Source organism: Coleofasciculus chthonoplastes PCC 7420, from assembly GCF_000155555.1.
In the GTDB taxonomy this organism is placed as follows: Bacteria; Cyanobacteriota; Cyanobacteriia; order Cyanobacteriales; family Coleofasciculaceae; genus Coleofasciculus; species Coleofasciculus chthonoplastes_A.
Map to the genome: position 1 here is coordinate 129,071 of NZ_DS989851.1, position 25,543 is coordinate 154,613.

Here is a 25,543-nt window from a genome sequence, read left to right on the forward strand (position 1 = left end):
TGAAGCAAGGCAAAACTTTTGCCTCATCTTTAATGGTATTCATATTCATTTGAATCTTCCACTGGTTTTATTAATTAATTGAATAGTTTTTATAAGCTAGACTTATAGATTAGAAATCAAAGTAGATATAAGGTAAACCGCCTTCAGGCGCTAATAACCACACGGCATAAAGGCACAGCGGTACCAAGAGCAACTTCAGGGGCCAGTTGAGTTGTAACTTCAAACCCCGATAAATCCCATAAACACCCGCCATGAACAGGGCAACGATGACTAACAGCAGTGTAAACTCGAAGCGTTCTAAGCCAAAGGCTGTCAAATAAACATTTTCGGCAAACTGCACATCAGCGGGTTGACCCCAGAGGTTCTGGATGACAAAGCCAGCTTGTTTGAGATTAGGTAGCCGGAAGAAAATCCAAGACATGAACACCATCCATTGCGTAATTGCCCACGCCATTAGCACCCCGAATCCCGTTTGCCACCATCCTTTTAACCAAGCAAAGCGCTCTGATAGGGTTTGGGTTAAGCGATGCACCACCAAAGCCAAACCATGCAATCCTCCCCACACGACAAATCCCCAAGCCGCACCATGCCAAATGCCAATAATCAGCATGACCACAAACAAGTTTAGACAGGTTCGCCCTAATCCTTTACGTGACCCACCTAAGGGAAAATAGAGATAGTTGCGAATCCAATCCCCTAACGTAATATGCCAGCGCCGCCAGAAATCAGCAATGCTGGTACTAAAGTAAGGAAAATTAAAGTTTTCGGGCAGGTTAAATCCCATGAGGATAGCACTCCCCCGGGCAATATCGACATAGCCGCTAAAATCCAGATACAGTTGTAATCCATACGCAAAAATAGCCAGCCACAAATCACCACTACCCGCCCGTTCTAAGTTGCCAAAACACAGATCAACAAAAATCCCGATGCGATCCGCCAACAGCGCCTTTTTTACTGCACCACTGGCAATCAACCATAGCCCCTCACTCAGGCGATCAAAACTGGGAAATTGGATATCTTTAAATTCGCTAGCAAACTGATGGTAACGAGTAATAGGTCCTGAAATGAGTTTCGGGAAAAACAATTTGTAGGTCGCAAATTGTAAACCTTGGCGCGTCGCGGGTGCACCTCGATACACATCAATTAGATAGGCAATACATTCAAAAACAAAAAACGAAAGTCCCAATGGAGCAATTAAGCGATCGCTAATCCAGCTTGCCCCCTCTCGCGCCACGGGTAAATTCAAGGGGGCGGAGATATTTGTCAGGATAAATGGGACATACTTGAAGCTGACCAAACAGATAATATTTAATCCAATCCCTAGCCACAAGAGTCTCAAACGTTGCTGATTCCAAAGCTCTTGTGCCATTAACCACTCTTCATTGGAGAGATGGTTATTGTTGAGATGCGATCCAGGGGATGTATTGACCGCAATTTTCTGCCCCAAGTAAAAATTCAGCCAAACCACCAATAAGAGCAGCGGAATGTATTGAATTTGTAAGCTGCTATAAAAAAGCAAACTGGCAATTAGCAGTACCCATAATCGCCACGATGAAGAACGCTGGCTCCAGTAAATAAGCAGGACACCTAGCAGAAACAACCCGTAAGTGATGGAGATAAATGCCATTTTTTTAGGAAATGGGGAATAGGAAATGGGCAATGGGCAATGGGCAATGGGCAATGGGCAATGGGCGACCCGACCTAATTGAAGGATTAGTGTTGGAAATTAGAGCAAGCGGGTCGCCCCTACAGTTTCCAAACGACAAATGACCAATGACCAATAACTAATCCCCAACTAATAATGCCCAGGGAATCATCGGGTCTTTCGCCAACTGATTAGACACTTCATACCCGCCGAAACGATTCAGATGACTGGGGTCAGAAAAATGATCGGGTTTGCCGAGTAATAATCCACTTAAATCCCGAAAAATGAGTTCCCGTTCGACAGCATTCGCGTGCATGTATTGCTTAAATTGCTGTTCGTACTTAAGACGAACGGGATCTAAGTAATCGTTGGTCAAGGGTAGATTCACAAAAACCACAGTAATGTCATGTTCCTGAGCAAATGTTAACAGGGCATCAAATGCCTGATCTTGCTTACCCCGAAGCTGGAAGGATTGATAATCGCCATCATACGCCCCCGCCACTCTGGGATGGTTCTGATAGTACGTTTCTGGGTCAAAGCGAATGGATAAGGGCAGGAAGCCATCCATATCAATGGACATATCCTGGTCTAAGCCTTGCTCGGGTTCAGTAGAACTGGAGACATTGGGCAAGGTTTTCACCAAGGAGACAAACTGATCTCTCAATAGGGATTTGAGTTGATCTCGTTGGGGATAGGTTGAGGATAGTCCTGCCAAAAGTTGATTCGTTCCCTCGTCAAGGGATTGATAACTTCTGCTTAATGCGGTCAACGGCTGGGAGGTTTGGTTGGCTTGGGCGGATTGCTGACCTGGGGTATTGGGGAATGTGCCAGCATTAAGCTGACGGTAACCTTCTGAATCTGCGATCGCCTCAAAGGTAGCATCCACTCGACCACTATTAAAGGCGCGAGCGCCATCTGCCACGATAATTAATTTCGGCAATTGATCCGGGGTGAGAATCCGGCGCGTCATTAAGTCTACAATCTGAGCCGTGGCACCATTAATGCCAAAATTAAACACATCAATGCCTGAATATCCCTCCACCGCTAATGCCTCTTCTAATGCCACCGGATCAATACCGCGCATGGCTCGGGAACTGCCCATAATTAACACATCAGGGCGATTTCCTTGTTGCAGGCGCTCTTGGTAAAGGGCTAACTTTTGGTCGAGCAGTTGGTTATTAAACGGGGGATTCGAGGAACGGGCGAGGGCTAACATCGCCGCTTGCGTGGCATCTCCTCGCTCCGAGGGTAAGGAATCATCAATGATAATGCTTTTATCTCCTTCGCGGGTAAACCCAGAGGCGTTGAAGTCTTCGGCATCCTGATTGTTATCCTGTTGCAACGAGAGTTCAGTCAAATCTACCGGAATCGGTGACTCCTCTGCGGCTGATGCCGCATCTCGCCGGGGTAAACTGCCTTGGGGTTGCAGGATGCGACCAACGGGTCGATCAATCAAAAACATCAGCAATAAGCCCATAATCCCCCACACCAATGACACTTTAACCGCTTGTGACGATTCAGAACTGGTACGTTGGGTATCGACGGTGACACGTTGATTGTCTGGGGTGGGGACAAAAAGCTGGGTCGAACACAACCAGCGTCCAATTGTGCCAACGGCGGTTTTTGACCTACGCTGTAAATCATCTTTAAGCGTTGTGTCTGGTTTATGCTGACGCGATAACGATTGTTCGGTGGGAACAACTAACTCGCTAATGTCTGTATTAGAGGTAACAAATTCGGGAGTGGATTCTGAGGTCAACCGTCGGCGTTCGCTAAAATCTACCCCATAATTCCAGGCGGGAGAGGTTGAGCCAGCAGAACGTCCGTAAATCCGGGCTCCAGCGATATTATGGATGGCAAGCTGACGCAGCAGCCGTACAATGGGTAGGCTCACTTGCGCTTTAGAGGGACATAGCGGTGCTTCACTCATAATGTGCAGCAAGTCGTGTTGACGACGCACTTTGAGCTGAATCCCACCCGTGGCTAGTCGCTGATCCAAATCGGGATTGAGCAACCGTTGTAGTAAAAAGGTGAGGGCATTTAGATTGCCTTGTTGCCCCAAGGTATAGCTAGAAGAGGCGAGTTGGGGTTTTTCACTCGCAGGTAAGGTTACCCAATCCACCCAGACGGGTTTTTCCGGTTCAGGTTCGAGGGAAAAGTAATCCGATTCAACGCCATAAATGGTTGCCGCTTTAATCCCTTGGGGTTTTAATGATTTGAGCAGAGGCGCGATCGCATTCATGGCAGTGGTTTGGTCAGGAACTGGGGTTTTGCCCAGATCCAAGGCACTGCAAAACAGATGTAGGGTAGTTTCTTTCAAGACAGCCCGCACCGTCATCCCCACTCGCGCTAGCATTTGATTTGATAGGGTGGCGATCGCTTCCACATCTCCCCAACGCGCCCAATCCTTAAGCATCACGTCAGAGGGCGTCAAATCCAACCGCACCATCCATTCTGGTTTGGCTTCTCCGCGCACTTGAGCGCTGATGGCGGCGTCTTTAAACTCAGTCAGTTCCAGCGAGCGTAACTGCTGCACAATAGGTTCAGACAGTAATGCCACATCCGGGCTATAGTTCGACGTACAGATCACCCACAGCCGCCGATGATCAGGTTGTGAGGATTGGGACGGAATTTTGGGTTTTTGCTTGACGAGGGACTGTTCTCGATTGTCCTTCGTTGGCAAGTCCTGAATCTGGACATTGACACTCACACCCAAATGACTCAGATTAGCACTGAGATACCGAGCGATCGCGTCTGGGGAACCCGAACGGGCGAGACTTTCATGGGAGATGACAAACGCTGACTGAGCGGGTGTTGTTTCCCACGAGGACTCAGGACGAGATTCAGTGTCATGGGTATCGGTGTTGAGGCGAATTTCCTTGACCCATTCCGGACGTGATTGGGAAACTTGACGCCCGTAGATAATAATTTGGTAGATCGGAGTTTCCAGATCGAGCGGAAAGCTCGTCGTTTCTGGCTGAGCTTTAAGAGCTTGGAGTAAGCGATTGACGACTGTTTGAGCGGGAATACGTTCACGGCTTTCACAAAGAATATGTAAATTATTCCCTCGTAACCGGACTCTCAGGCACACCCCCGGTTGACCGATGGCATCGTATACCCATTGAGCCAAAGAGGACGGATGATTGTTGTAGTTGCGCTCTTCGACATCCAACATCACAAATTTGTTACCTGAATTGATAATGGCGGCTGATTTTTCCTGTGACATACTCCCGACGCTCATCCTACGGATAGAGCGCGAGCTTCTCCATCCCGTTTCCGAGACTTCGCGTTTTTGAGTGAGGCGATGCCCAACCCCACTTTTTTGATTAAAATACCTGAACACAGATCTCGTGGCATAGAAGCACCGCAATCAGGGCATTCATGCCACCTCTCAGATAGAGATTTAGAAACCCGATTTAAGCAAATTGCACAATGTTGAGATGTACCCGCAGGATTTACCTTGACAATTTGCTTACCAGCTTTTTCAGCTTTGTAAGGCAATATATCGTTGAGGAATCCCGCTATCCCCGCATCAGCCAAGCTTTTATTCAAGCCTGACTTTTGAGATTGCCGATTGGGAAGGAAGTTGCCTTGTTCATCTTGTTTGGGCTTATTGCGCCGATTCATATTGGAGATTTTGAGGTCTTCGACAAAAACCACATCAGCCTTGTCTAGTAGTTCTCCGGCTAACTCGTAATGCCATTGCCTACGCTGTCTGGCAATACGTTGATGGAGTCTAGCTAGGCGCTGATTCAGTTTACGCCTGGCTCTAGTCCCTTTTGCTCTTAATTCCCTTTTGACTTGAAGTTGGGCGAGCTTGTCTTCAGCTTGGCGATAAAACTTTGGAGGTTCAACTAAAGTCCCGTCAGAACAAGCCGCAAAATAGTCCAGCCCTGCATCCACACCAATACTATTCTCTTCTGTTGGCTGAATGTATCTTGTCGGAGTATTAGGAACCGACTTGTCTGAGAGAATTAAGGTGACATACCAGCCATCAGCTTTTTGGGTGATTAGGGCTCGTTTAACCACAAAACCATCCGGTGTTGGTCGGTGTTGGATGAACTTAATGGCTCCCATCTTTGGCAGAACAATTCGATTCCCTTGTATGCACTCAGACTTAATAGAAGGGAAAGCCATCGTTCGATAACGATTCTTCCCCTTGAATCGAGGCTTGCCACTACGCTTTCCCTTGCTATCGCCTTCTATAAATCGTTTGAAAGCTAAATCGACCCGCTTCACTACATCCTGAAGTACATGAGCATGGATGTCTTTATACCAAGGACGTTCCTGCTTTAGCTGTACCAAAGAACGTTTTTGCCCGTAGTATTCTGGCTGTTCTTTTGGTTGAGCAATACTGCAAGTTAGAAAGCAAGCGTTGATTGGACTACGGTTCATTTCCCACCAGTCGAATCTTTCCGCCAATAGCCAGTTGTACTGGTAGCGCAACATATCGAGCCAACGAGTCAGACGACATCGCTGTTCGTATGTAGGCTTAAGACGGTATTGATAGGAGGTAATCATCGCTAATTCATTGGCAACATCAAGTCTATAACTAGTCGTCGCTTGAGGTCAGAATTCCCGACGCTGTACCTGAAAGGTCAGCGTGGGGCTGTCGCCCATAGCTCATGATTGCACATTCAGCAAAAAACGGGAAAGCTGGGGTAGAGACTTCTCCGGTGGAAAGTCTGGGAGCTGGGAAATTGGGAGCAACTATAGTCTAGTATCAAATTGGGATCGGTCTTGGTCTTTGTCAACAATTAACTGTTGTTCGTGCGAGGTTGAATTTTAGTTATGGCGTCAGTGAACCCAGATCCACAGGTAGCAGTCAACCCCTTACCGGAGTCTGCTAAACATTCAGCAGACCTCCTATTAAGTTTAGCCACAGGTCCAATGATTGTAGGGGTGATTTCCCTAAACACGATTGGCTCATGGCTGCAACAGGTAGGGGAAGCCAGCGAGGAAGTCTTTCGGGGCGATCGCTTACCGATTCTTCCCTTTCCAGAGACGCCTCCCTCCCCCTCTAACGAAGTGTAGGTGGGAAACTTCAACGAATTTGTCAATAATGAAACTATACAGGGTAGCATTAACCCCGTACAATGGATCATCCTTGTCTTACTGCCAACAGACCCTATGAGTTCTCTCCTCCACTCATCCAATCAGGAATTGACCATCCCATCTACATCCCAATCAAAACTCCTGTTGCGTCACCGCATCAAAGTTGTGGAACAGTTGTGGGAGTCGGTTCTCCTTTCTGAATGTGGTCAAGAACTGGTCGATTTGCTGGCGTCTTTGCGCCAATTAAGTTCGCCAGAAGGACAAGCCACAGGGTTTTCGCTTTCATCGATTCCGGAAGTGATCGAAGGGCTTGACCTTAATGCCGCGATTCGGGCATCTCGTGCTTTTGCGCTTTATTTCCAACTGATTAATGGTGTCGAACAACATTACGAACAGCGCGATCAACAACTTTTACGACGGGCTACCTACAATACATTAGCGGGGAGCGATCGCACCTCGATGAAAGCTAATGGCAGTTCACTCCAAGCATCCAACAACGGTGACGAGGCTAAACCATCTGGGAGTGAACCGATAGCGGATTTATTAGAAAAACGTTGGCAGGACGATAGAAAAGCCGCAAATACCAACAGTACCTTCCATTGGCTATTTCCTTATCTACGCAACCTCAACGTACCCCCCCAGCATATTCAGCGGCTAATTGATAATCTGGATATTCGCCTAGTCTTTACCGCACACCCGACAGAAATTGTCCGACATACGATTCGACAAAAACAACGGCGTATTTCTACAATCCTGCAACAGCTTGACCAAGCCGAGGAAGCATCACGGGCTTTAGGGTTGAACTCATCCTGGGAAGTAGAAGACTACACCGAACAACTTAGAGAAGAGATTCGGCTGTGGTGGCGTACCGATGAACTGCATCAATTTAAGCCCACGGTTCTGGATGAGGTGGATTACACCCTCCACTATTTTCAAGAAGTCTTGTTTGATGCCATTCCCCAACTCTATCACCGCTTAAAACAGGGTATACAATCGTCCTTTCCCTGGCTGAATCCACCCCGGAAAAACTTCTGTAAGTTTGGCTCTTGGGTGGGATCGGATCGAGATGGAAACCCCTCAGTTAAACCGGAAGTGACCTGGCAAACGGCTTGCTATCAGAGAAATCTGGTTCTGGAAAAATATATCAACTCGGTTAAACATCTGAACAATTTGTTGAGCTTGTCATTGCACTGGAGTGATGTCCTACCGGAACTATTGGACTCTCTGGAGCAAGATCGCTCCCAAATACCGGAGGTTTATGAGCAACTGGCGATTCGTTACCGCCAAGAACCCTATCGCCTCAAACTTTCCTATATTCAGCAACGACTGGAAAATACGTTGGCGCGTAATCTCCACCTTTCTCAGAGTCAACCCCTACAACCAGTTCGTCTGGAAACAACGAACCCTTGCATTTATAACTCTGACCAAGAGTTTCTGGCAGAGTTACAACTGATTCAACGTAACCTAGCCGAGACAGGGTTAAGTTGTCAGGAACTTGAAACGCTGATCTGTCAGGTGGAAATTTATGGGTTTAATCTGGCACACCTAGATATTCGTCAGGAAAGTTCTCGTCATAGTGATACGATGCACGAGATTACCGACTATTTACAAATTTTACCCAAGCCCTATAACGAATTATCTGAAGCCGAACGCACCGAATGGCTAACGAAAGAGTTACCCACGCGCCGCCCTTTAATTCCGGCTGAACTTCCCTTTTCTCCCGAAGCCTGTGAAACCATAGAAACCTTCCGCATGTTGCGGCGGCTGCACCAAGAGTTTGGTGAACAAATTTGCCAAACCTATATTATTAGCATGAGCCACGAAGCTAGTGATTTGTTGGAAGTGTTGCTCTTGGCTCAGGAAGCTGGACTCTATGATCCTGCAACTGGGAGGAGTAGTATTCAGGTTGTCCCCTTATTTGAAACGGTAGACGACTTGAAACGAGCGCCAAAGGTGATGAAATCCCTGTTTGAGTTACCCCTGTATCGGGCATGTTTAGCTGGCGGTTATCAGGCGCTAGAGGATTGCGAAAGAGCGATGGGTGACGAGAATTCCCCGGCTTTCCCATCTTATCCTCAACCGTTACAGGAGATAATGCTGGGCTACTCAGACAGTAACAAGGATTCTGGGTTCTTAAGCAGTAATTGGGAAATTCACAAAGCCCAAAAAGCCCTACAGCAAATTGCCGAAGACTATGGGATTGCTGTACGTATTTTCCACGGACGCGGCGGTTCCGTGGGGCGTGGCGGTGGACCAACCTATGAGGCGATTCTGGCGCAACCGGGGCGGAGTATCCAGGGACGGATTAAGATTACGGAACAAGGCGAGGTGCTGGCGTCGAAGTATTCTCTGCCAGAGTTGGCACTGTATCACCTGGAAACTGTGACCACGGCGGTGATTCAAGCGAGTTTGCTGGGAAGCGGCTTTGATAACCTGGAACCCTGGAACGAAATCATGGAAGAATTGGCGGTGCGATCGCGCCAACATTATCGGGGGTTTGTGTATGAGCAGTCGGATTTCTTGGATTTCTTTAATGAAGTGACGCCAATTCAGGAAATTAGCCAGTTGCAAATCAGTTCCCGTCCCACTCGTCGCGGTGGTAAGAAAGATTTTAGCAGTCTACGGGCAATTCCTTGGGTGTTTAGTTGGACACAAAGTCGTTTCTTATTACCCAGTTGGTATGGTGTGGGTGCGGCGTTGAAAGGGTTTTTGGATGAAGAACCCGAAGAAAATTTGAAGCTGTTGCGTTATTTTTACTTCAAGTGGCCCTTTTTTAAGATGGTTATCTCTAAGGTAGAGATGACGTTGGCAAAAGTGGATCTGCAAATTGCGGGTCATTATGTGGAGAAATTGTCCCATCCCGATGATCGAGAACGGTTTGATCGGTTATTCCAGCAAATTAGCCAGGAATTTAACCTGACTTGTGAGTTAATCTCGTTAATTACCGGGCATAAGCAGTTACTGGATGGTGATCCAGAGTTACAGCGATCAGTGCACTTGCGGAATGGTACGATTGTTCCCCTGGGTTTCTTGCAAGTCTCTTTGCTGAAACGGTTGCGCCAGCATAGCAGTCAGATGGCATCGGGGTTTGTCCAATCTCGGTATAGTAAAGGTGAGTTACTGCGGGGTGCGTTGTTGACAATTAACGGGATTGCTGCGGGTATGCGGAATACGGGTTGATTGTTATTGGTGATTGGTCATTGGTCATTGGTCGTTGTAGGGGCGACCCGCTTGCACTAATGAACAACACCAATGTACTCAATAAACTAGGGTTGCCCCTACAGAAGTCTCGTCACCACCGGGCTACAGATCTAACTTAGGCAAACTGATGATATAGCGATCGCCTGATTCCGACAAACCCTGTACCGCCAGTTTTCCGTGGTGGAGTTCGGCTAAATGACAACTGAGGAATAAGCCCAAACTTTCACGCGAATCGGTTTTCAGCAGCATTTCCTTCCCATTCACCATCAAGGTTTTGGACATGGAGACACTGGAAATCACGGGCTTTTTCAATGTCGAAGACACAGGGAAAGCCGCCTCACCGTTTTGCTTTGGCTTCTCGCTGTCTCGCCCCGTTAAGGATACATCAGTCAATTCCTCATAGACGGTGGGGACGCCCTCTCCTAGCCACGGATGAGACACCCAAACCGCCATATTCAGCGTATCAATTTTGCGAGAAACATGAAGGCGAATTTCTCCTCCCGCTTCTGCCGAATAAATCACGCTGAGGATAACGTAGTACAGCATTTGCTGCACTTTTTCTTTATCGAGTAACCAAAGTCGAGTTCCCGGTTCTATGGTCAAACGAATCTGTTGCTGATTTTGCTCTGCGGTTTCAACCAGAGAATGAATTGCCTTTTGGCAAAGCATTTCAATATCGACCGGACTCAAATTCAGATACGGTGGGTTATTAATTTCATCAAATACATCCAGAGCCATAATTTCCTCAACCAGGGAGACGAGATGCTGACCACTTTGATGGATAATTTCTAAATATTCTTTCTGTTTGTCAGTTAGTTCACCATAAATTTGGCGATTGAGAACACTTGCCATGCCCATAATTGAAGTTAATGGAGTTCGCAGTTCTTGGGTTAGATGTGTGAGTAGTTGCAGCTTAATTGAGTGAGTTGAGGAGAACGGAACAGAGGATTCGCTAACCATCCCCTGAGTAAAATTGGACTCATTGGGGGTTAGGGATGCACTCGCCTGAGGAAAATCAGGTAGAATTGAGGCGTGCGATCGCAACTGATAATTTCGCTCAAATTCACTCAGACACCATCGAGCAGTCATTGCCAGAAACTCAATATCTCTAGGGGTAAAAGAACGCGGAACTAAATCCATCACCGCCAACGTACCTAAGCACAATCCATCGGCTGTGAATAGAGGCGCTCCCAAATAAGCGCGGATACCGTAGTAACCCACGAGCAAACTTTGGGCAAAAACTGGATTACTTGCCGTATCCTGAATCGCTAAAACCTGCTGACTCTCGACCACATAAGTACAGAAACTTTCCTGACGGTGTAATTGACGAGATTGGGCAAGGGGATTCATCAAACCCACTCTCGATAAACCAACGGCTGATTGAATCAAGAGTTGATCAGTTGTCAGGAAACCCAACCAACCTATAGGAACCTCTAAAAATCGCACCGCCGTCTGAGTCGCTTCCTGGAAAACGGCGATCCCTTCGGCTTCGAGTAAACCGAGTTCTTGGAGAGTAGCAAGCCGTTTTTGGTCTTGTGCGGTTGAGTTTAAACCATTCAGAGGACAATAAATTCTCGTTTCCAGCTCTGCCATAACTCCCCTTTCCCTATAGACTCTAGAAATAGACAAATTCAACGTATCTAAGCCAACCTATAATGTTACGCTTCATACATAAGGTTCCCCTGTGAGGTAGAAAAACCAACATAATTCGTAAAAGCATGTAGAGACGTGCCATGGCACGTCTGGGGGCAGGGGAAGCTGGGGGAGCGGAGGGAGCATTCGCCCCCTTACCAACCACAATTTTCGATGAGGGCGTTAACTCAAAACCAGGTTCCCTTGAGCGAAGCGAAGGGTCAAAACTCAAAACTCCCCCAATCCCCTTAAATGGCAAACTGGAAATAATGCAAGTCCAGAACTTTCTCACTCGTTACCGCCAAGGAGACCGTGATTTCGCCCAGGTTGACCTGAGTGGTGTTAACCTGAAGGGGGCAGATTTGCGGACGATTAACTTAAGTGGGGCTAACCTGACGAATACCAACCTCAGTTGGGCATCCCTTGACTACGCTAATCTCAGTGGTGCTTGTCTGCATCAGGCAGATTTACACAACGCGATCCTAAAACATAGTAATCTTAACCAAGCCATCTTGACCCGTGTAAATCTCAGCAAGGTGGATGGGCAATCCGCTAGTCTTTGCCAAGCCAATTTAAGTTGGGTAGAAGCCCCCTACTGTAACTTGAGTGGTGCAAATCTCCAGGCAGCCCAGTTGAATCATAGTAATCTTACAGGGGCTACCCTGGATAAAACTCAGCTTATTAGCACACAGTTAATGGCGGCTAATCTCTACCAAGCCAGTCTCATTGCTGCCAATCTTACCACAGCCAACCTGCGGGAAGTTCTATTAGAGAAAGCTAATTTACGAGACGCGATATTAGTCGGTGCGACATTAACCGAAGCTAACCTGCGTCAGGCTTGTTTGCGCCGTGCCAACCTCACTCAGGCAGAACTCTATCGAGCTATTTTAACTGATGCAGATCTCAGTGAAGTCACAGGCGATCGCGTAAATTTAAGTCGGGCAAATCTGATGGGGGCGTATTTACTCAGAGCCAGCTTAGTAAACGCTAATTTGCGACGCACGGTTCTACAGAATGTCTATTGTTTACAGACGAATTTGACGGCGGCTAATCTGCAAGGGGCAGATTTACGACAGGCTGATTTAAGTGGGGCTTATTTAAATGAAACGATTTTAACTGAGGCAAATTTAACCGATGCCTATTTGATTGGTAGTTATTTAATTCGCCCCAAACTTGAGCAAGCCCAACTCACTGGATGCTGTATCCACAACTGGCATTTAGAAGAGGTAGATTTGACAAACGTGAATTGTCGTTACCTATTTACCCAGTTTAATTGGGAAACGAAAACGCCGAATAAACGCTATCCGCCTACAGGTGATTTGATGCCGGGACAACTGAGTCAAGAGAAAACGACTGATTTGCTCTTAATCGAGGTTCCTTTCTCGGAGATGCCAAATAGAGAGGTATTGGTATTTACCCTTGCCCAAGTGGAACAGGAATATCCTGATCTAAAACTGTCGCTGAAAGCCTTGAGTAAACAATGCGATCACTATATTCTTTACCTATCGACAAAACCGGGAGTCAATTCCCAAGCGGTAAATCAACGCATCCTGCAACTTTATCCCCAAATGTACCAGCGTTTTACCCATCACCGTCTAACAATTTGGCAATTGCTAGAGATAGACAAATCTGGAGACTCCCAAGTCAACTCGTCGTTAAATTCTGCTACCTCACCCAATCCAACTCAAGTTTTAGCCAATAATCGCCGCCGTATCTATAAGGAAGTTATTCATCAAATCCAACAAATTATTCTATTCCAGCCGCCTGATAAATGCGCCGAAGGGATACAGCGACTGTTGGATTTTTTACGTCAACAGAATATTCCCACCCAAGATATTGTGCAAAAAATCATTCGTCAAGCCATGCTCAGGCGGGCGAAACGCGATCCTTTATTTCAAGCCCAGTTATTGGCATGGGAAAAAACGGCGGATCAAGCGGCTCGTCTGTCTTTAACCGGGCAAGCTATGCATAGCGCGATCGCTCTTATCCTGTCTCAAGTCCAGCCTCCTTAGATAACTGTCCCTGACTTAATTCGGAATTAGGGCGTGTTGTCCAAACCGGAAACCCTAAAAAAATAAAGCGTTTGTCTCAGGAAACCCTTAACTAACACTTGACAAATAAGCGAATTTTCAGTATAAGAATGATCAGTCTTAGGAGAGAGAGGCGGTAAAGTTTTTTTAACATTCAACAGTTCTGGATGGATAATAGAGCAAATTCTGTTAAAGTTCTGTGATCAGTGGGTAATCCCCTCTATGTATCGTGTGTCAGGAACCCCACCGCTATAAGCCGGGGGCTTGAATAAAGCCCGTACCTGACCAGCCTAAGTGCCTAACGCACTACGTTAACGGCAAGAGTTAAAGTTCCTACCTTGGGATGCGTGCGCGTAGCGCGTAAGCCAGTCCCATGCTCTAGAACCAAGTGGTTAAACAGGTTTACAAGGGTTAAGCCAGTGCTGCTTGGAAAGTACCGACCGTTAACTTATGCGAGGCTAACGTCACCCCAGAAATGGGAGTTAGGGGCAACCATACCCCACCCCTATGCGTACAGGTTGAACGTAGAGACGCGCCATGGCGCGTCTCTACACTGCCCAAGCGAAAGGTGAATGCAATACATCGAACGCGGTAAGTACATCCAAGGCGGTAGGGGTTTCAACTTTACATCGCAGTCGTGTACACGGGAAATGGAGCTGATGCACTTTCTAAAAGAGGAAGTCCTGTCAGACTGCTGTTTATGTAAGGGGACGAATTCCTCCCCATATATAAATGACAGGGGTTTCCATTCGTCCCCTTACCAACCCCAATTTTCGATGATAACAAGCTACAACCCTCAGGAACTATCCTAAACTCGTTTCTTAAGGAGATTAGTCCATTGCCTCGTCGCTACCTATTTACGTCCGAATCAGTTACAGAAGGTCATCCCGATAAAATCTGCGATCAGATTTCCGATACGATCTTAGATGCTCTACTCACCCAAGACAACCGTAGCCGTGTTGCTGCAGAAGTGGTAGTTAATACCGGATTGGTATTGATTACAGGTGAAATTACCTCCAAAGCCAATGTAAACTACGTTGATATAGCCCGCAAAAAAATTGCCGAAATTGGCTATACCGACGCCGATAACGGCTTCTGTGCCAATAGCTGTTCCGTCTTAGTCGCCCTGGATGAACAATCTCCAGATATTTCTCAAGGTGTCACCACCGCCCAGGAAACACGAGACAAGTTGAGTGATGATGAACTCGATGCGATTGGTGCCGGGGATCAAGGGTTGATGTTTGGGTTTGCCTGCAACGAAACCCCAGAATTGATGCCCATGCCCCTGAGTCTGGCACATCGCTTATCTCGGCAGTTAACCGCCGTCCGTAAGTCAGAACAGTTGCCTTACCTGCGTCCTGATGGCAAAACTCAAGTTACGGTACTCTACGAAGATGGCAAACCCATTGGCATTGATACCATCTTAATCTCCACCCAACACACCGCCACCATTGGTGAGATTACCGAGGAAGCAGCTGTCCGAGATAAAATTAAAGAGGATCTCTGGTCAGCGGTAGTAGAACCCGCGTTTGGAGATATTGAGATTAAGCCCGATAATAATACCCGTTTCTTAGTCAACCCCACCGGGAAATTTGTGATTGGTGGACCCCAAGGGGATTCAGGTCTCACCGGACGTAAAATCATTATTGATACCTACGGTGGCTATTCCCGTCACGGCGGCGGGGCATTTTCAGGCAAAGACCCCACCAAGGTAGACCGTTCGGCAGCCTATGCTTGTCGTTATGTTGCCAAAAATATTGTGGCAGCAGGTTTAGCCGAAAAGTGCGAAGTTCAACTCAGTTATGCCATTGGTGTTGCTAGACCCGTCAGTATTATGGTGGAAACCTTTGGTACGGGTAAAGTTGAAGAAGAAAAATTGCTAGAACTGGTACAACAGCATTTTGAACTGCGTCCAGCCGGGATTATTCAAGCCTTTAATCTGCTGGAACTCCCTAAATTAAGAGGGGGTCGCTTCTATCAAGATGTCGCGGCTTATGGGCATTTTGGACGTCCTAATTTGGATTTGCCTTGGGAACATACGGATAAAGCTGAATTGCTGAAAGAATCTCTCAAATCATCGTTAGCCGCCGTGTGAGCCAATTAAGAATTAATGATTGAGATCCCCAACTTCTTTAAGAAGTCGGGGATCTGTACAAGAGTAGGACTTTATTTTTAGGCTCTATCAGAAAAGATTTCCATCTATTGATAGATGCATCTTGACAACGTTTTCACTAGCTTGAGAGTGAGAATTAAAGAAAAGAAGGACAGGTTATAATATGGCAGCTTCAAATCCACTCAAAGGCACTGATTTAGTTGATTGTGCTAAAGCGAACGCCAAGCAGGGACCGGAAACAGCAGCGAAACTCTGTGGCTACGGAGACGATATCTCAACTTTTACAGCGGAACTCAAGAAAGCCTGTGAGGGTATGGGTATCGAAATTGATCAAGTCAGCGATTTAATGACTGAGCAGCAGGCTCGAATTAAAGGTGACACTGAAGTTATTGCTCCGGAAACACCAACCAACCTTTAAATAAGTGAGGACATTTCAAGTTAACAGCGGGACTCGAAGAGCGCGAGAAGCCAGCTACGTCATTGGTAAATGGTGTAGGGGCGGGTTTTATAGCACTACGCATTGAGGTTAGGACAATAAAATTGGGTGAAAAGGCAATAGGCAATAGGCAACAGAGAAAAGTCCTAACGTATCCCCGTAGTGCTATACTATTATCATTTCTTCCCTCACCCGAATGCGACTAAACCCGCCCCTCCGCACCTCTGCACCCTTATTCTCCCATCTCTCATCCCTAAACCTTAAACCTTCGCCGTTTCTGCAAAGCGAATCTTGAGATAATCGTCCTCAATCTTGGCACCAGCGGGTTTCAGTGCAGCTAAGGCTTGGGGGAGGACAAGATTGCGGCGGTGATTGCCAATCCGTACATTTAGCTCATCCCCAGTTTTATTCAATTGGATATGGTCTTTCGGTATACCGGGTAGATACAGTTCTAAACTATACTCGTTTTCGTTTTGAACAACCCGAATTGTGTTTTCCTGGTAGTAAACCTGAGTTGGGTCTTCGTCTGCATACAAGGTTTGCTTGAGTCGTTCTAGCGCCTCAAGTCCGCACATCTCTTCCGCAAAGAGGGGAACTTCTTTAACCGGAAGCGGACTAAAGTTTTGGTGGATTTCCTGGCGATATTCTTGCTGATGCTCTTTCCAATGTTGGAAGAACGGGTCAGTCACTTCGTCGGGGATAATCCGATTGGCAACGACTAAATCGGTGGAAACATTGTACAAGCTGAGGTAGGCGTGGGCGCGGAGGGATTCTTTAATCACCATTTTTTCGGGATTGGTGATTAAGCGGACTGAGGTTTTGGTGTTATCGGTAAGAACTTTTTCGAGCTGTTCAATTTGCTCGTAGAATTCATAGGGAGCGTCCATCACCTCATTATCGGGTAAAGAAAATCCCGCGATGGGTTTGAATATAGGTTCAACCAGGGGTCTCAACGCCACGGACATTTTTTGCAGGGGTTTATAGAAGCGGCGCATATACCAACCCCCGACTTCCGGTAAGCTGAGGAGTCGTAGGGCGGTTCCCGTGGGTGCTGAATCGATAATTAGCACGTCGTACTCCCCTTCGTCGTAGTGACGCTTCATCCGCACCAGACCGAAAATTTCATCCATTCCCGGAAGAATGGCTAATTCTTCCGCCTGAACCCCTTCGAGTCCCCGTGCTTGCAGTACCTGGGTAATATAGCGCTTCACCGCACCCCAGTTCCCTTCTAATTCCATCAGCGCATCCAGTTCCGCCCCCCAAAGATGAGGACGGACGAGTCGGGGTTCGTGACTGAGTTCCAGGTCGAAACTATCAGCGAGGGAATGAGCGGGATCTGTACTTAGGACGAGGGTTTTATACCCTAATTCGGCACAACGCAGACCTGTGGCTGCGGCTACGGAGGTTTTACCGACTCCGCCTTTGCCTGTCATTAAAATTACTCGCATAGATAATTCCGCTCACCTGAGAAACCTTTACATTTATTCACTGTATCGGGTTTTCACCGAAACAGTTGCTTGAGAACATCCAAGCGGGGGATATCCCAATAATCGATATGGGAAGAAATTAGTCCATCTGCATTTAGACGTAATTCGCTCCAACCCGGGATCGAAATTCGCGGTTTCCAGGGGAGGGGTGTTGTCCAGCTTAAAGTCCAGCGCGTTTTGATGGTATCGCCGGATTGGGAAATGTCATGCAGGTCAAGTTGGGGATTGATGAACCAGGTTTGGATGAATCCAATCATTTGTTTGTAGCGATTAAGTCCCCGGAATTCGTTAAGTGGGTCTTTGAAAAAGACCGTGTTGGCGTAGATACTGTAGGTTTGGTCAACAGGAAAGCGTTGATAGTCCTGTTTGAGGATTTCAATAATGTCTCTATTGGTCATTTATTATCGCTGATATGTTATTGTTTTTAACGATATCATAGGTAGTCGGACACAATTCAACTTAAGCGTGAGAACAAGGGAGCAGGGAACAGTTAGGATTTGATCTTAGTCCAGCCCACCGAATGTATATCCAGATAATTCCTATAATGGTAAACTCATCCCACTGAGTCTTTGATGTGGAATGAGTTTAAAAGTTGACTGACGGTTTATTTAGGAGATCGTGCCAAAAATTTGTTCCTTGAAAGACTTCACTTGTAAAGCTAAGTCTTGACGGTTGGCAGCACTGAGCAAATAGCGGCAAATAAACCAACTTACATAAGCAATGCCAATTATCTCTAGGAATAAGCCTAAGAAGGGAATCGTATTAATCGCATTCAGGACAGCCAGACTTAGTTTGAGACTGGTTAGGGCAGCTATAATCCAAGCAACCGCGATAAAAATTTGCTTGGTGTTCGTAACTCGGTTGTTTAGGTGATCAGAGAGAGTCTCTATCGTCTCGATCAAGGTGGAAATGAGTTGAACCCAAGGCTGTTTTTTTTCTTTGGTGAGAACTTCGCTGGTGATTTCCGGATGGCAGGTTTCCGAGTTGGGGTTAACTGGCTGTTCAGGGATTGCCATTTTAGCAGTCATTTTTTTATTTGGAGAACGACAATGCGTGAATGATGGGAGTGAGGGAATGTCGAGAACAAGGAGAGTGTCTTAAGGTTAAGCGTTAAACTCTGATGTTGGCTCAATCTATTACTTTACTCCCTAGCTTTTTTTAGTGTATTTAGGAGGAGCGATGCGGGTCAATAGTATTGATGAATCAACATAAAAACTTAGCTATTTATTTATCATTGCTTCAAACTATTATGCTGCAAGTTAATCTCTCTTGAATGGTTATAAGTAATCGGACAAAATTTATGTCCAGGTACTTACTCAGATCTTGTGTCCTTGGCGTTACAGCTCTTTGCGCTGTAATAAAGTACAGTAGATCAAAGTCCCCCTTCAGATCCCCCTTCCGTCCCCCTATTAGATCCCCCTCCCGTCCCCCTTAAAAAGGGGGAAGCCAATTGAATAGTCTTGTGGGGGGGGTAAGGAGCAGGGGAAGCTGAGGGAGCTTCGTCCCTTCCTTCACTAGGATTAACGCTACGTCTGGTGTCAAGTTACTTACACAAATCTTAATGGAAAAACCTAGCTGTCAATCATGGCGATCGCGATTCGCTATCATCATCTCAGTTAATTGATCAAGCTGGAGTTCGAGTGCGATCGCCTGCCCGATACGTTCTGCTGCTGCAAGCCATAATAATAAAAGACTAAATACTATACCATTAGCCATTCATACTTCTCAACTATGACGTTCCATCGCTGGCTGCCTATCGTTTCCACCCTGATTTGCCTCGTTGCCCCAATCTCCAATCCAGCAACGGCACAATCATCCTCACCGTCTGAAAATAGCTGTCCAGCACCTGCCCTTTCCCGCTTGCAGAAACACAAAGTCGCGCCCGGTGAAACATTAGATAGTATTGCTCAACGATACAGCCTAATCCCAGAAACCTTAGCAGAACTCAATCCCAGCCTGTCACAAAAATCCATGCCTGTGGGTCGAGAGATTCTGATTCCTCCCTTTAATGGAATTCGGGTGCAAGTTCCGGCTGGGGCTAGCTGGCAAGACTTAGCTGAGGCGTATGGTATCCGGGCTGATATTTTATTTGAGGTCAATGGCTGTCCACCACAACCACCCGATATGGTTTTTGTCTCAGGGGTGAATTGGGTACTGGCAAATCGTAAACCTGTGGAAAACTATACTGGATTTCCTGGTTATCCCTTGCCCGCATTAGCGCCCATGGGGTTTAATTACGGTTGGCATCAAAATGACGATGGACAAACTCAGTTTCACAGTGGTATTGATCTATTGGCAGACCCTGGAACCACGGTGTTAGCGGTGGATTCGGGTACAGTTGCCTTTGCGGGTCAACAGGGAACCTATGGTAATTTAGTTGTGATCAATCACCAAGGTGGACGCCAAACCCGGTATGCCCATTTAAGTCGTCTTTCGGTGAGAACGGGTCAACGGATCAAACCGGGAACACCCTTAGGGGCGGTGGGTACTACAGGAAGTCCGGACATTGACCAACCTCATTTGCATTTTGAAGTTCGCTTCAATGCGCCTGCGGGTTGGGTAGCGCAAGACCCAGAGTTACATTTGACGGCAAGACCAATAAATGACGAATGACAAATGACGAATGACGAACTTTATCATACCATTACGTCGCAGCGGAGCATTGTTGCTGTCAGTGGGTACGGTTAGCTTCTTGTGCGGTATGGGGTATGGTGTTGTCCAAAGCTATCCTGAACCCCCAGCAGAACCAATCATTCAACCTCAATCGGATATCCCCACAGAACCCCCGCCGCCGAATGCGACGGTTCAGATTAAAGCCGTGGGGGATATTATTCCGGGTACGAATTATCCTCAGAATAAACTGCATCCCAATAAAGCGGTTCTTTTTCAAGCGGTTCAACCCAGCCTGCAAGGTGCTGATTTATTATTTGGTAATTATGAGAGTACTTTAACGAATTATCCCTATTCTGCTAAGTCGATAGGGGGATTAATTATCGCCTTTCGCACGCCGCCTGATTATGCCTCTTTGTTAAAAGAGGTGGGCTTTGATATTATGAGCGTTGCCAACAACCATTCTTATGATTTCTCACGTCAAGGATTTGCAGATACTATTAATAATTTGGAACAGGCTGGAGTTAAAGCTTTAGGCGAAAAGAATCAAATTTTATATGCTAACATCAATGACCTATGGATTGCCTGGATTGGTTTTAGTTATTTTAATTATCACAATTCGTTGAATGATTTGCCTGCCGCTATAGCGTTAGTGGAAGAAGCCAGTCAAAATGCTCATATCGTGATTATTTCTGTTCATGCAGGGGCGGAAGGCACTGGGGCGATGCACGTTCGCAATCAAACGGAGTATTTTTTTGGCGAAAATCGCGGCAATTTGGTTAAGTTTTCTCAGACGATGATTGACCACGGTGCTGATTTAATTCTCGGACATGGACCTCATGTTCCGAGAGCCTTAGAAATGTATAAGGGAAAGTTAATTGCCTATTCTTTGGGCAATTTTATGGGGTATCGGACTCTCTCGACTCAAGCTCAATTGGCGTATTCTTTGGTATTGGAGGTAGAGTTGGATAACCAGGGTGATTTGGTTTCGGGTCAAATTATCCCAATTATGTTAAATCATCAGGGGATTCCTTATCCGGATTCCCAAGGGCGCACGATTCGACTGATGCGCCAGCTTACTCAGAGTGATTTTCCGAATACTCCTTTACAGATTGATTCAACGGGTAAAATTTTGCCTCAGTAATGATGATTGGTGATTGGTTATACTCAATCTGTTAGCATCAGAATTAGATTGTTTTTAACGCAGAGTGAGGCAGAGGTTTACGCAGAGGGCGCAGAGGGGGTTAAAGGATTTGAAGGAAAAGTTTTTGAAGGGGGTGAAGGGTGAATAATTAACACTCAACATTTAAATATTTTTCATTCTTCATCCTTTTTTTGACTCGAATTTTTACCATCAGAAAATTGTTCTTTGAATTTATCACCAGCAGATTTGGCTTGGTCGGTAAGATTCTCTGTAACCTGGGGAACACCTTGTTTGAGAGATTCCATATCCTCAAGGGTTTTTTTATAGTCACTGCGAATAAATTCGGCGGCTTGACTCATGCGCTCATGAATGCCTTCGGTATATTGATCACTGTTTTTAACCGCTTCCTCTAGCACAATGATTCGCTTTTTTCCCACACTGGAAACGGCGACGGGTGCAAGGGTATAAATCCCGTCCATCATTCCTTGCCAACCACTGGAGGAATATAAGTAATTAACGATGGCTCCCGTTTCTGGTTCAATGATATAATCAACAAATTTGCCAACTTTGTTGCCAGCATCCGTCCAAACTTCTACACCAATGGGAGACTCGAGAAGTTCAAGGGTTTCAGACTCGGTTTCTTCCTTCAGACTGTTGACAAGAATGCTATCGCTGCCAACAGTATTGACTTGTTCCCAGGTAATGTGGTGTTTTTTGCCGCCGAGAAACCCAGACTTGCAGGTTAACCCAACCACGCGGTGAGCTTGCCAATCAAGCCATAGCTGTGTCACTCGACCAACTTCTTCAGTTGTATGACGATCTAAGACTAATCGGTTTAAGAGTTCACTTTGCTTGAGAACTTCGACTTTTGCAGACATCAGATACCTCACTTGCGCTATGCTTGAGACAATGTAGACAGACAATGAGACAATGTTACAATGAGACAATGTTACAATGAGACAATGTTACCTACGGATAGAGTGTTTTTTGTTGTATACTTTATAATTTTAATTGATGACGGATGCGATTATTTTTAATTATAGCAGTTATTATCGCCATCTTAGCAATTATTTTTGCGTTGCAAAATACTGTGCCTATCGCCGTAACTTTAGGGATTTGGCGACTAGAGATATCTTTGGCGCTAGTTCTCGTCTTAACTCTAGGAGTTGGCGTTGTGGTGGGATTATTGGTATCGGTACCATCCCTGATGCGGCAAAATTGGAAACTTTCCCATCAGAAGCGACACAACAAAGACTTAGAGAAAGAATTAAATGAACAAACTCAGCAACTGGCGAATCAGCAAAAACGGATTGAATATCTGGAAAATAGTTTAAAGTTCAATCTGGATTATTCTGAATCATCTGAATCATCTGAATCATCTGATCGGGATTTAAATGCATAGGCTATTTATGGGGTAGGTTTTGCCTTGTATATCCCTAGAGAATCGAAAGCGATAAACCTATAGTAGATGCAATAATCTTCACCAATACCAGGAATGCGATCGCGGTATCAGTCTCTTCTGCCTTTTACTTTTCCTTGAACAGCGAGTTAAACTGGGCTTTAAGCGATGGCATATCTGCGATTCGTGACACCAGTACACTGGCGTTCCCGGCATCCTCTAGACGATTTTTCCAATAGCGAATCCGATCCGGGTGATTCATCCAGAATTGAATCACGGTATCCACCGCTCTATCCATATTCCATCCCTTCTGAGTGGGAACGGTTTCAACCGATTCTAAGAAGGCATCCAAGGTACATTGATAGGTTCCCAAATATTCAACGCCTGGGGGATTGGCTTTTTCACCGATCCGCTGTTGATGATTAAAAAAGTCCAGGATAGGGGAAACGCCAAGGATATCAAATGTATAGTTCATGGAATTTAGCCTCTACTTTTACAACCGTTATCCCCAATCTTAATCAAAGAAATTGATTATAGATTATCATTGTGAACAGTTTTATGAAAATTTTATTTAATGGTCGAGGGTAAGTTAAAGTAAGTCGTAAAATTAGCACTCGATGCCATTGAGTGCTAATAAAAACCAGAACCAATTCGGTAGTTTAGCAACAACTGAAAGAGCCAATGAGCAGCAAAACCTTAATGATTCAAGCGATGGTGCTATCAAACATCGCCGCTGATGACAAATGACAAATGACCAATAACTAAAATGAAGATACTCTTGGCGGGTCACTATCAAATCATCAAATACTTAGGCGGTGGCGGTTTCGGTCAAACGTTTCTGGCTAGAGATAGCCATTTACCGGGGAATCCCTTGTGTGTGGTTAAGCAACTCAAACCTCAGCTAAACCAGCCGCAAGCCTTGGAAACGGCAAAACGCTTATTTGAGCGGGAAGCGCAAACCCTGTATCGCTTGGGAACCCACGATCAAATCCCCCGATTGCTGGCGCACTTTGAGCAAGATGAGGAGTTTTACTTGGTGCAGGAGTTTGTCGAGGGTCAACCCCTGAACCAAGAATTTGCTCTGGGTCAAAAAATCACTGAGTCAGAAGCGATCGCACTGCTTAACGATATCTTACAGGTTTTAGCCTTTGTTCACCAACAGCAGGTGATTCACCGCGACATTAAACCCGCCAACTTGATTCGCCGCCGCCGCGATCGCAAAATTGTGTTGATTGATTTTGGTGTGGTTAAAGCCGTTAGTACGCCCGCCTCTAACCTTTATGGCGCAACCAGTATCACCGTAGCCGTGGGTTCTCCCGGTTATATGCCCAGTGAACAACAAGCGGGTCAACCCTATTTTAGTAGCGACATCTACGCCGTGGGAATGGTGGTGTTGCAAGCCTTAACCGGATTAAGTCCCACCAGTAAGCAAACCTCTCAGAGACTCCCTCGTGATCAGTATGGAGAATTTTCTTGCACCTTACTGCGCGATCGCATGACGATTCACCCCGGTTTAGCCACTATTCTAGATAAGATGGTGCGCTATGACTATCGACAGCGATATCGAGACGCCAGTGAAGCCCTGCAAGCCTTAGAGCAATTCCGCCAAGATACCCAAGGCGATGAACCCATTACTCATCCGCAAACCCTGGTTGTCCCCACCACTCATCCTCAATCACCCATCACTGATCACCAAACCCCCACATTACCCCTTTCCTCACCTCAGACGCTAGATGAACCCGAAGGACAGGTAAGTTTGAATTCTAGCTTTTACGTCGAGCGTCCTCCCGTAGAATCAGACTGTTATAATGCTATTCTCAAACCCGGTGCTTTAATTCGGGTAAAAGCGCCGCGACAAATGGGCAAAAGTTCATTACTCTCACGGATTCTCAACTATGCCAGTCAGCAAGGCTATCGCACCGTTTGCCTGAATTTTCAATCGGCTGATGCAGAGTTTCTCACCAGTTTAGATCAATTTTTACAATGGTTTTGTGCCAGTGTGAGCTGGAATTTAGGCTTAGACGATCGCTTAGACACCTATTGGCGAGGAATTTTAGGCAGTAAGAATAAATGTACCGATTATTTTCAACGCTATTTATTATCAGAAACCACTCGTCCTTTAGTATTGGGATTAGATGAAGTGGATCAAATCTTCCAATATCCAGACATCGCCACAGACTTTTTTGGACTGTTGCGAGCATGGCATGAGCAGGGGAAGAACCAGGCAATTTGGCAGCGACTGCGATTAGTGTTTGTCCATTCTAAAGAAGTTTATATTCCCCTGAATATTAATCAATCCCCCTTTAACGTTGGCATACCGATTGAACTCCCGGAACTGAATCCGGTACAAGTCTGGGATTTAGTCCAGCGCCATTCTCTAGATTGGCAACCCAACCAGGTTGAAGAATTAATGAGTATGACTGGAGGACATCCCTATCTGGTGCGAGTCGCACTTTATCAAATCGCCCGAGGGAAGATGACATTGGAGAAATTGCTGCAAGTTGCGCCGACGGAAGAAGGACCATTCTATGACCATTTACGTCGCCATTTATTAAATTTAGAAGAAAATGCCGAATTGGTGGCAGCGATTCAGCAAGTTGTGGCGGCGAATCAGTCTGTTGAAATTAAAGCTGCCGCTGCGTTTAAGTTACGCAGTATGGGACTGGTGAAGTTTCAGGGAAACGCTGTCACACCCTTGTGTCAGATGTATCGCCGCTATTTTCGCGATCGGCTCAAAAATTAATCGCCAATCTGAATACAGCGTTAACATTGCGCCACCCACTGATAACGT

19 protein-coding genes are annotated in these 25,543 nt (G+C 46.1%); 9 read left to right on the forward strand and 10 right to left on the reverse strand.

The features are described 5' to 3' along the window. Window positions 1-109 precede the first annotated feature (109 nt). The 3 genes from MC7420_RS16435 to MC7420_RS16445 form a co-directional block, all read right to left on the reverse strand. The gene (locus MC7420_RS16435; protein ID WP_006101715.1) at window positions 110-1,627 is read right to left on the reverse strand and encodes an MBOAT family O-acyltransferase; all 1,518 of its coding nucleotides are present in this window, start codon (window positions 1,625-1,627) and stop codon (window positions 110-112) included. A 157-nt stretch (window positions 1,628-1,784) separates the two neighbouring features. After that, window positions 1,785-4,871 carry a hypothetical protein gene (locus MC7420_RS16440; protein ID WP_006101633.1) on the reverse strand — a complete coding sequence of 1,029 codons (3,087 nt, stop codon included), beginning with the start codon at window positions 4,869-4,871 and terminating at the stop codon, window positions 1,785-1,787. Between the two features lie 11 nt (window positions 4,872-4,882). After that, window positions 4,883-6,166 (reverse strand): RNA-guided endonuclease InsQ/TnpB family protein, encoded by a 1,284-nt coding sequence (locus MC7420_RS16445; protein WP_006101765.1) that lies wholly within the window; start codon window positions 6,164-6,166, stop codon window positions 4,883-4,885. A 270-nt stretch (window positions 6,167-6,436) separates the two neighbouring features. Between MC7420_RS16445 and MC7420_RS16450 the strand changes: the two genes are divergently transcribed. Together MC7420_RS16450 and ppc are read left to right on the forward strand one after the other, a co-directional pair. Continuing rightward, window positions 6,437-6,679 (forward strand): hypothetical protein, encoded by a 243-nt coding sequence (locus MC7420_RS16450; RefSeq protein WP_006101634.1) that lies wholly within the window; start codon window positions 6,437-6,439, stop codon window positions 6,677-6,679. Window positions 6,680-6,775: 96 nt separating this feature from the next. Continuing rightward, the gene (gene ppc, locus MC7420_RS16455) at window positions 6,776-9,880 is read left to right on the forward strand and encodes a phosphoenolpyruvate carboxylase (protein ID WP_006101717.1); all 3,105 of its coding nucleotides are present in this window, start codon (window positions 6,776-6,778) and stop codon (window positions 9,878-9,880) included. A 123-nt stretch (window positions 9,881-10,003) separates the two neighbouring features. On the opposite strand, the gene MC7420_RS16460 is transcribed toward ppc, so the two are convergent. Then, window positions 10,004-11,494: a GAF domain-containing sensor histidine kinase gene (locus MC7420_RS16460; RefSeq protein ID WP_006101739.1), complete on the reverse strand. Its 1,491-nt coding sequence runs from the start codon at window positions 11,492-11,494 to the stop codon at window positions 10,004-10,006. Window positions 11,495-11,634: 140 nt separating this feature from the next. Between MC7420_RS16460 and MC7420_RS16465 the strand changes: the two genes are divergently transcribed. The 3 genes from MC7420_RS16465 to MC7420_RS16475 all read left to right on the forward strand — a co-directional run bounded on the left by MC7420_RS16465 (window position 11,635) and on the right by MC7420_RS16475 (window position 16,094). Further along, a complete protein-coding gene (locus MC7420_RS16465) occupies window positions 11,635-13,545 on the forward strand; it encodes a pentapeptide repeat-containing protein (protein WP_006101754.1) in 1,911 nt (636 codons plus the stop codon). An 856-nt stretch (window positions 13,546-14,401) separates the two neighbouring features. After that, window positions 14,402-15,658 (forward strand): methionine adenosyltransferase, encoded by a 1,257-nt coding sequence (gene metK / locus MC7420_RS16470; protein WP_006101753.1) that lies wholly within the window; start codon window positions 14,402-14,404, stop codon window positions 15,656-15,658. 181 nt (window positions 15,659-15,839) lie between these two features. Next, window positions 15,840-16,094: a hypothetical protein gene (locus MC7420_RS16475; RefSeq protein ID WP_006101696.1), complete on the forward strand. Its 255-nt coding sequence runs from the start codon at window positions 15,840-15,842 to the stop codon at window positions 16,092-16,094. A 278-nt stretch (window positions 16,095-16,372) separates the two neighbouring features. Here MC7420_RS16475 and MC7420_RS16480 read toward each other — a convergent pair whose 3' ends face one another. The 4 genes from MC7420_RS16480 to MC7420_RS39840 form a co-directional block, all read right to left on the reverse strand. Further along, entirely contained in the window at window positions 16,373-17,560 is a 1,188-nt protein-coding gene (locus tag MC7420_RS16480) for a TRC40/GET3/ArsA family transport-energizing ATPase (protein ID WP_006101813.1), read from the reverse strand. Window positions 17,561-17,613: 53 nt separating this feature from the next. After that, window positions 17,614-17,997 carry a DUF2358 domain-containing protein gene (locus tag MC7420_RS16485; RefSeq protein WP_006101835.1) on the reverse strand — a complete coding sequence of 128 codons (384 nt, stop codon included), beginning with the start codon at window positions 17,995-17,997 and terminating at the stop codon, window positions 17,614-17,616. Window positions 17,998-18,207: 210 nt separating this feature from the next. Beyond that, window positions 18,208-18,627 carry a CAAD domain-containing protein gene (locus MC7420_RS16490; RefSeq protein WP_006101758.1) on the reverse strand — a complete coding sequence of 140 codons (420 nt, stop codon included), beginning with the start codon at window positions 18,625-18,627 and terminating at the stop codon, window positions 18,208-18,210. A 550-nt stretch (window positions 18,628-19,177) separates the two neighbouring features. Beyond that, entirely contained in the window at window positions 19,178-19,315 is a 138-nt protein-coding gene (locus tag MC7420_RS39840; RefSeq protein WP_006101631.1) for a hypothetical protein, read from the reverse strand. 15 nt (window positions 19,316-19,330) lie between these two features. On the opposite strand from MC7420_RS39840, the gene MC7420_RS16495 reads away from it, so the two are divergent. Then, entirely contained in the window at window positions 19,331-20,212 is an 882-nt protein-coding gene (locus tag MC7420_RS16495) for a LysM peptidoglycan-binding domain-containing M23 family metallopeptidase (protein ID WP_006101734.1), read from the forward strand. Between the two features lie 10 nt (window positions 20,213-20,222). After that, a complete protein-coding gene (locus tag MC7420_RS16500; protein WP_006101750.1) occupies window positions 20,223-21,353 on the forward strand; it encodes a CapA family protein in 1,131 nt (376 codons plus the stop codon). A gap of 173 nt (window positions 21,354-21,526) precedes the next feature. Here MC7420_RS16500 and MC7420_RS16505 read toward each other — a convergent pair whose 3' ends face one another. Further along, the gene (locus tag MC7420_RS16505) at window positions 21,527-22,231 is read right to left on the reverse strand and encodes a PRC-barrel domain-containing protein (protein ID WP_006101777.1); all 705 of its coding nucleotides are present in this window, start codon (window positions 22,229-22,231) and stop codon (window positions 21,527-21,529) included. Between the two features lie 143 nt (window positions 22,232-22,374). On the opposite strand from MC7420_RS16505, the gene MC7420_RS35290 reads away from it, so the two are divergent. Further along, the gene (locus tag MC7420_RS35290) at window positions 22,375-22,755 is read left to right on the forward strand and encodes a lipopolysaccharide assembly protein LapA domain-containing protein (protein WP_006101732.1); all 381 of its coding nucleotides are present in this window, start codon (window positions 22,375-22,377) and stop codon (window positions 22,753-22,755) included. A gap of 124 nt (window positions 22,756-22,879) precedes the next feature. On the opposite strand, the gene MC7420_RS16515 is transcribed toward MC7420_RS35290, so the two are convergent. Next, window positions 22,880-23,227, reverse strand: a complete 348-nt coding sequence (locus MC7420_RS16515) for a hypothetical protein (protein ID WP_006101610.1) — start codon at window positions 23,225-23,227, stop codon at window positions 22,880-22,882. 291 nt (window positions 23,228-23,518) lie between these two features. Between MC7420_RS16515 and MC7420_RS16520 the strand changes: the two genes are divergently transcribed. After that, window positions 23,519-25,495, forward strand: coding sequence for an AAA-like domain-containing protein (locus tag MC7420_RS16520; protein WP_044207680.1), 1,977 nt, complete (start codon window positions 23,519-23,521; stop codon window positions 25,493-25,495). The last annotated feature ends 48 nt before the right edge of the window (window positions 25,496-25,543 follow it).

What these genes read in the sequence shown, in the direction of transcription:
- MC7420_RS16505 (WP_006101777.1), bottom strand. Translation starts at nt 22,231, where the DNA reads ATGTCTGCAAAAGTCGAAGTTCTCAAGCAAAGTGAACTCTTAAACCGA.
- MC7420_RS16435 (WP_006101715.1), bottom strand. Translation starts at nt 1,627, where the DNA reads ATGGCATTTATCTCCATCACTTACGGGTTGTTTCTGCTAGGTGTCCTG.
- MC7420_RS16500 (WP_006101750.1), top strand. Translation starts at nt 20,223, where the DNA reads ATGACGAACTTTATCATACCATTACGTCGCAGCGGAGCATTGTTGCTG.
- MC7420_RS16450 (WP_006101634.1), top strand. Translation starts at nt 6,437, where the DNA reads ATGGCGTCAGTGAACCCAGATCCACAGGTAGCAGTCAACCCCTTACCG.
- MC7420_RS16475 (WP_006101696.1), top strand. Translation starts at nt 15,840, where the DNA reads ATGGCAGCTTCAAATCCACTCAAAGGCACTGATTTAGTTGATTGTGCT.
- MC7420_RS16520 (WP_044207680.1), top strand. Translation starts at nt 23,519, where the DNA reads ATGAAGATACTCTTGGCGGGTCACTATCAAATCATCAAATACTTAGGC.
- MC7420_RS16490 (WP_006101758.1), bottom strand. Translation starts at nt 18,627, where the DNA reads ATGACTGCTAAAATGGCAATCCCTGAACAGCCAGTTAACCCCAACTCG.
- MC7420_RS16460 (WP_006101739.1), bottom strand. Translation starts at nt 11,494, where the DNA reads ATGGCAGAGCTGGAAACGAGAATTTATTGTCCTCTGAATGGTTTAAAC.
- MC7420_RS16515 (WP_006101610.1), bottom strand. Translation starts at nt 23,227, where the DNA reads ATGAACTATACATTTGATATCCTTGGCGTTTCCCCTATCCTGGACTTT.
- ppc (WP_006101717.1), top strand. Translation starts at nt 6,776, where the DNA reads ATGAGTTCTCTCCTCCACTCATCCAATCAGGAATTGACCATCCCATCT.
- MC7420_RS16495 (WP_006101734.1), top strand. Translation starts at nt 19,331, where the DNA reads ATGACGTTCCATCGCTGGCTGCCTATCGTTTCCACCCTGATTTGCCTC.
- MC7420_RS39840 (WP_006101631.1), bottom strand. Translation starts at nt 19,315, where the DNA reads ATGGCTAATGGTATAGTATTTAGTCTTTTATTATTATGGCTTGCAGCA.
- MC7420_RS16485 (WP_006101835.1), bottom strand. Translation starts at nt 17,997, where the DNA reads ATGACCAATAGAGACATTATTGAAATCCTCAAACAGGACTATCAACGC.
- MC7420_RS16445 (WP_006101765.1), bottom strand. Translation starts at nt 6,166, where the DNA reads ATGATTACCTCCTATCAATACCGTCTTAAGCCTACATACGAACAGCGA.
- MC7420_RS16480 (WP_006101813.1), bottom strand. Translation starts at nt 17,560, where the DNA reads ATGCGAGTAATTTTAATGACAGGCAAAGGCGGAGTCGGTAAAACCTCC.
- MC7420_RS35290 (WP_006101732.1), top strand. Translation starts at nt 22,375, where the DNA reads ATGCGATTATTTTTAATTATAGCAGTTATTATCGCCATCTTAGCAATT.
- MC7420_RS16440 (WP_006101633.1), bottom strand. Translation starts at nt 4,871, where the DNA reads ATGTCACAGGAAAAATCAGCCGCCATTATCAATTCAGGTAACAAATTT.
- MC7420_RS16465 (WP_006101754.1), top strand. Translation starts at nt 11,635, where the DNA reads ATGGCACGTCTGGGGGCAGGGGAAGCTGGGGGAGCGGAGGGAGCATTC.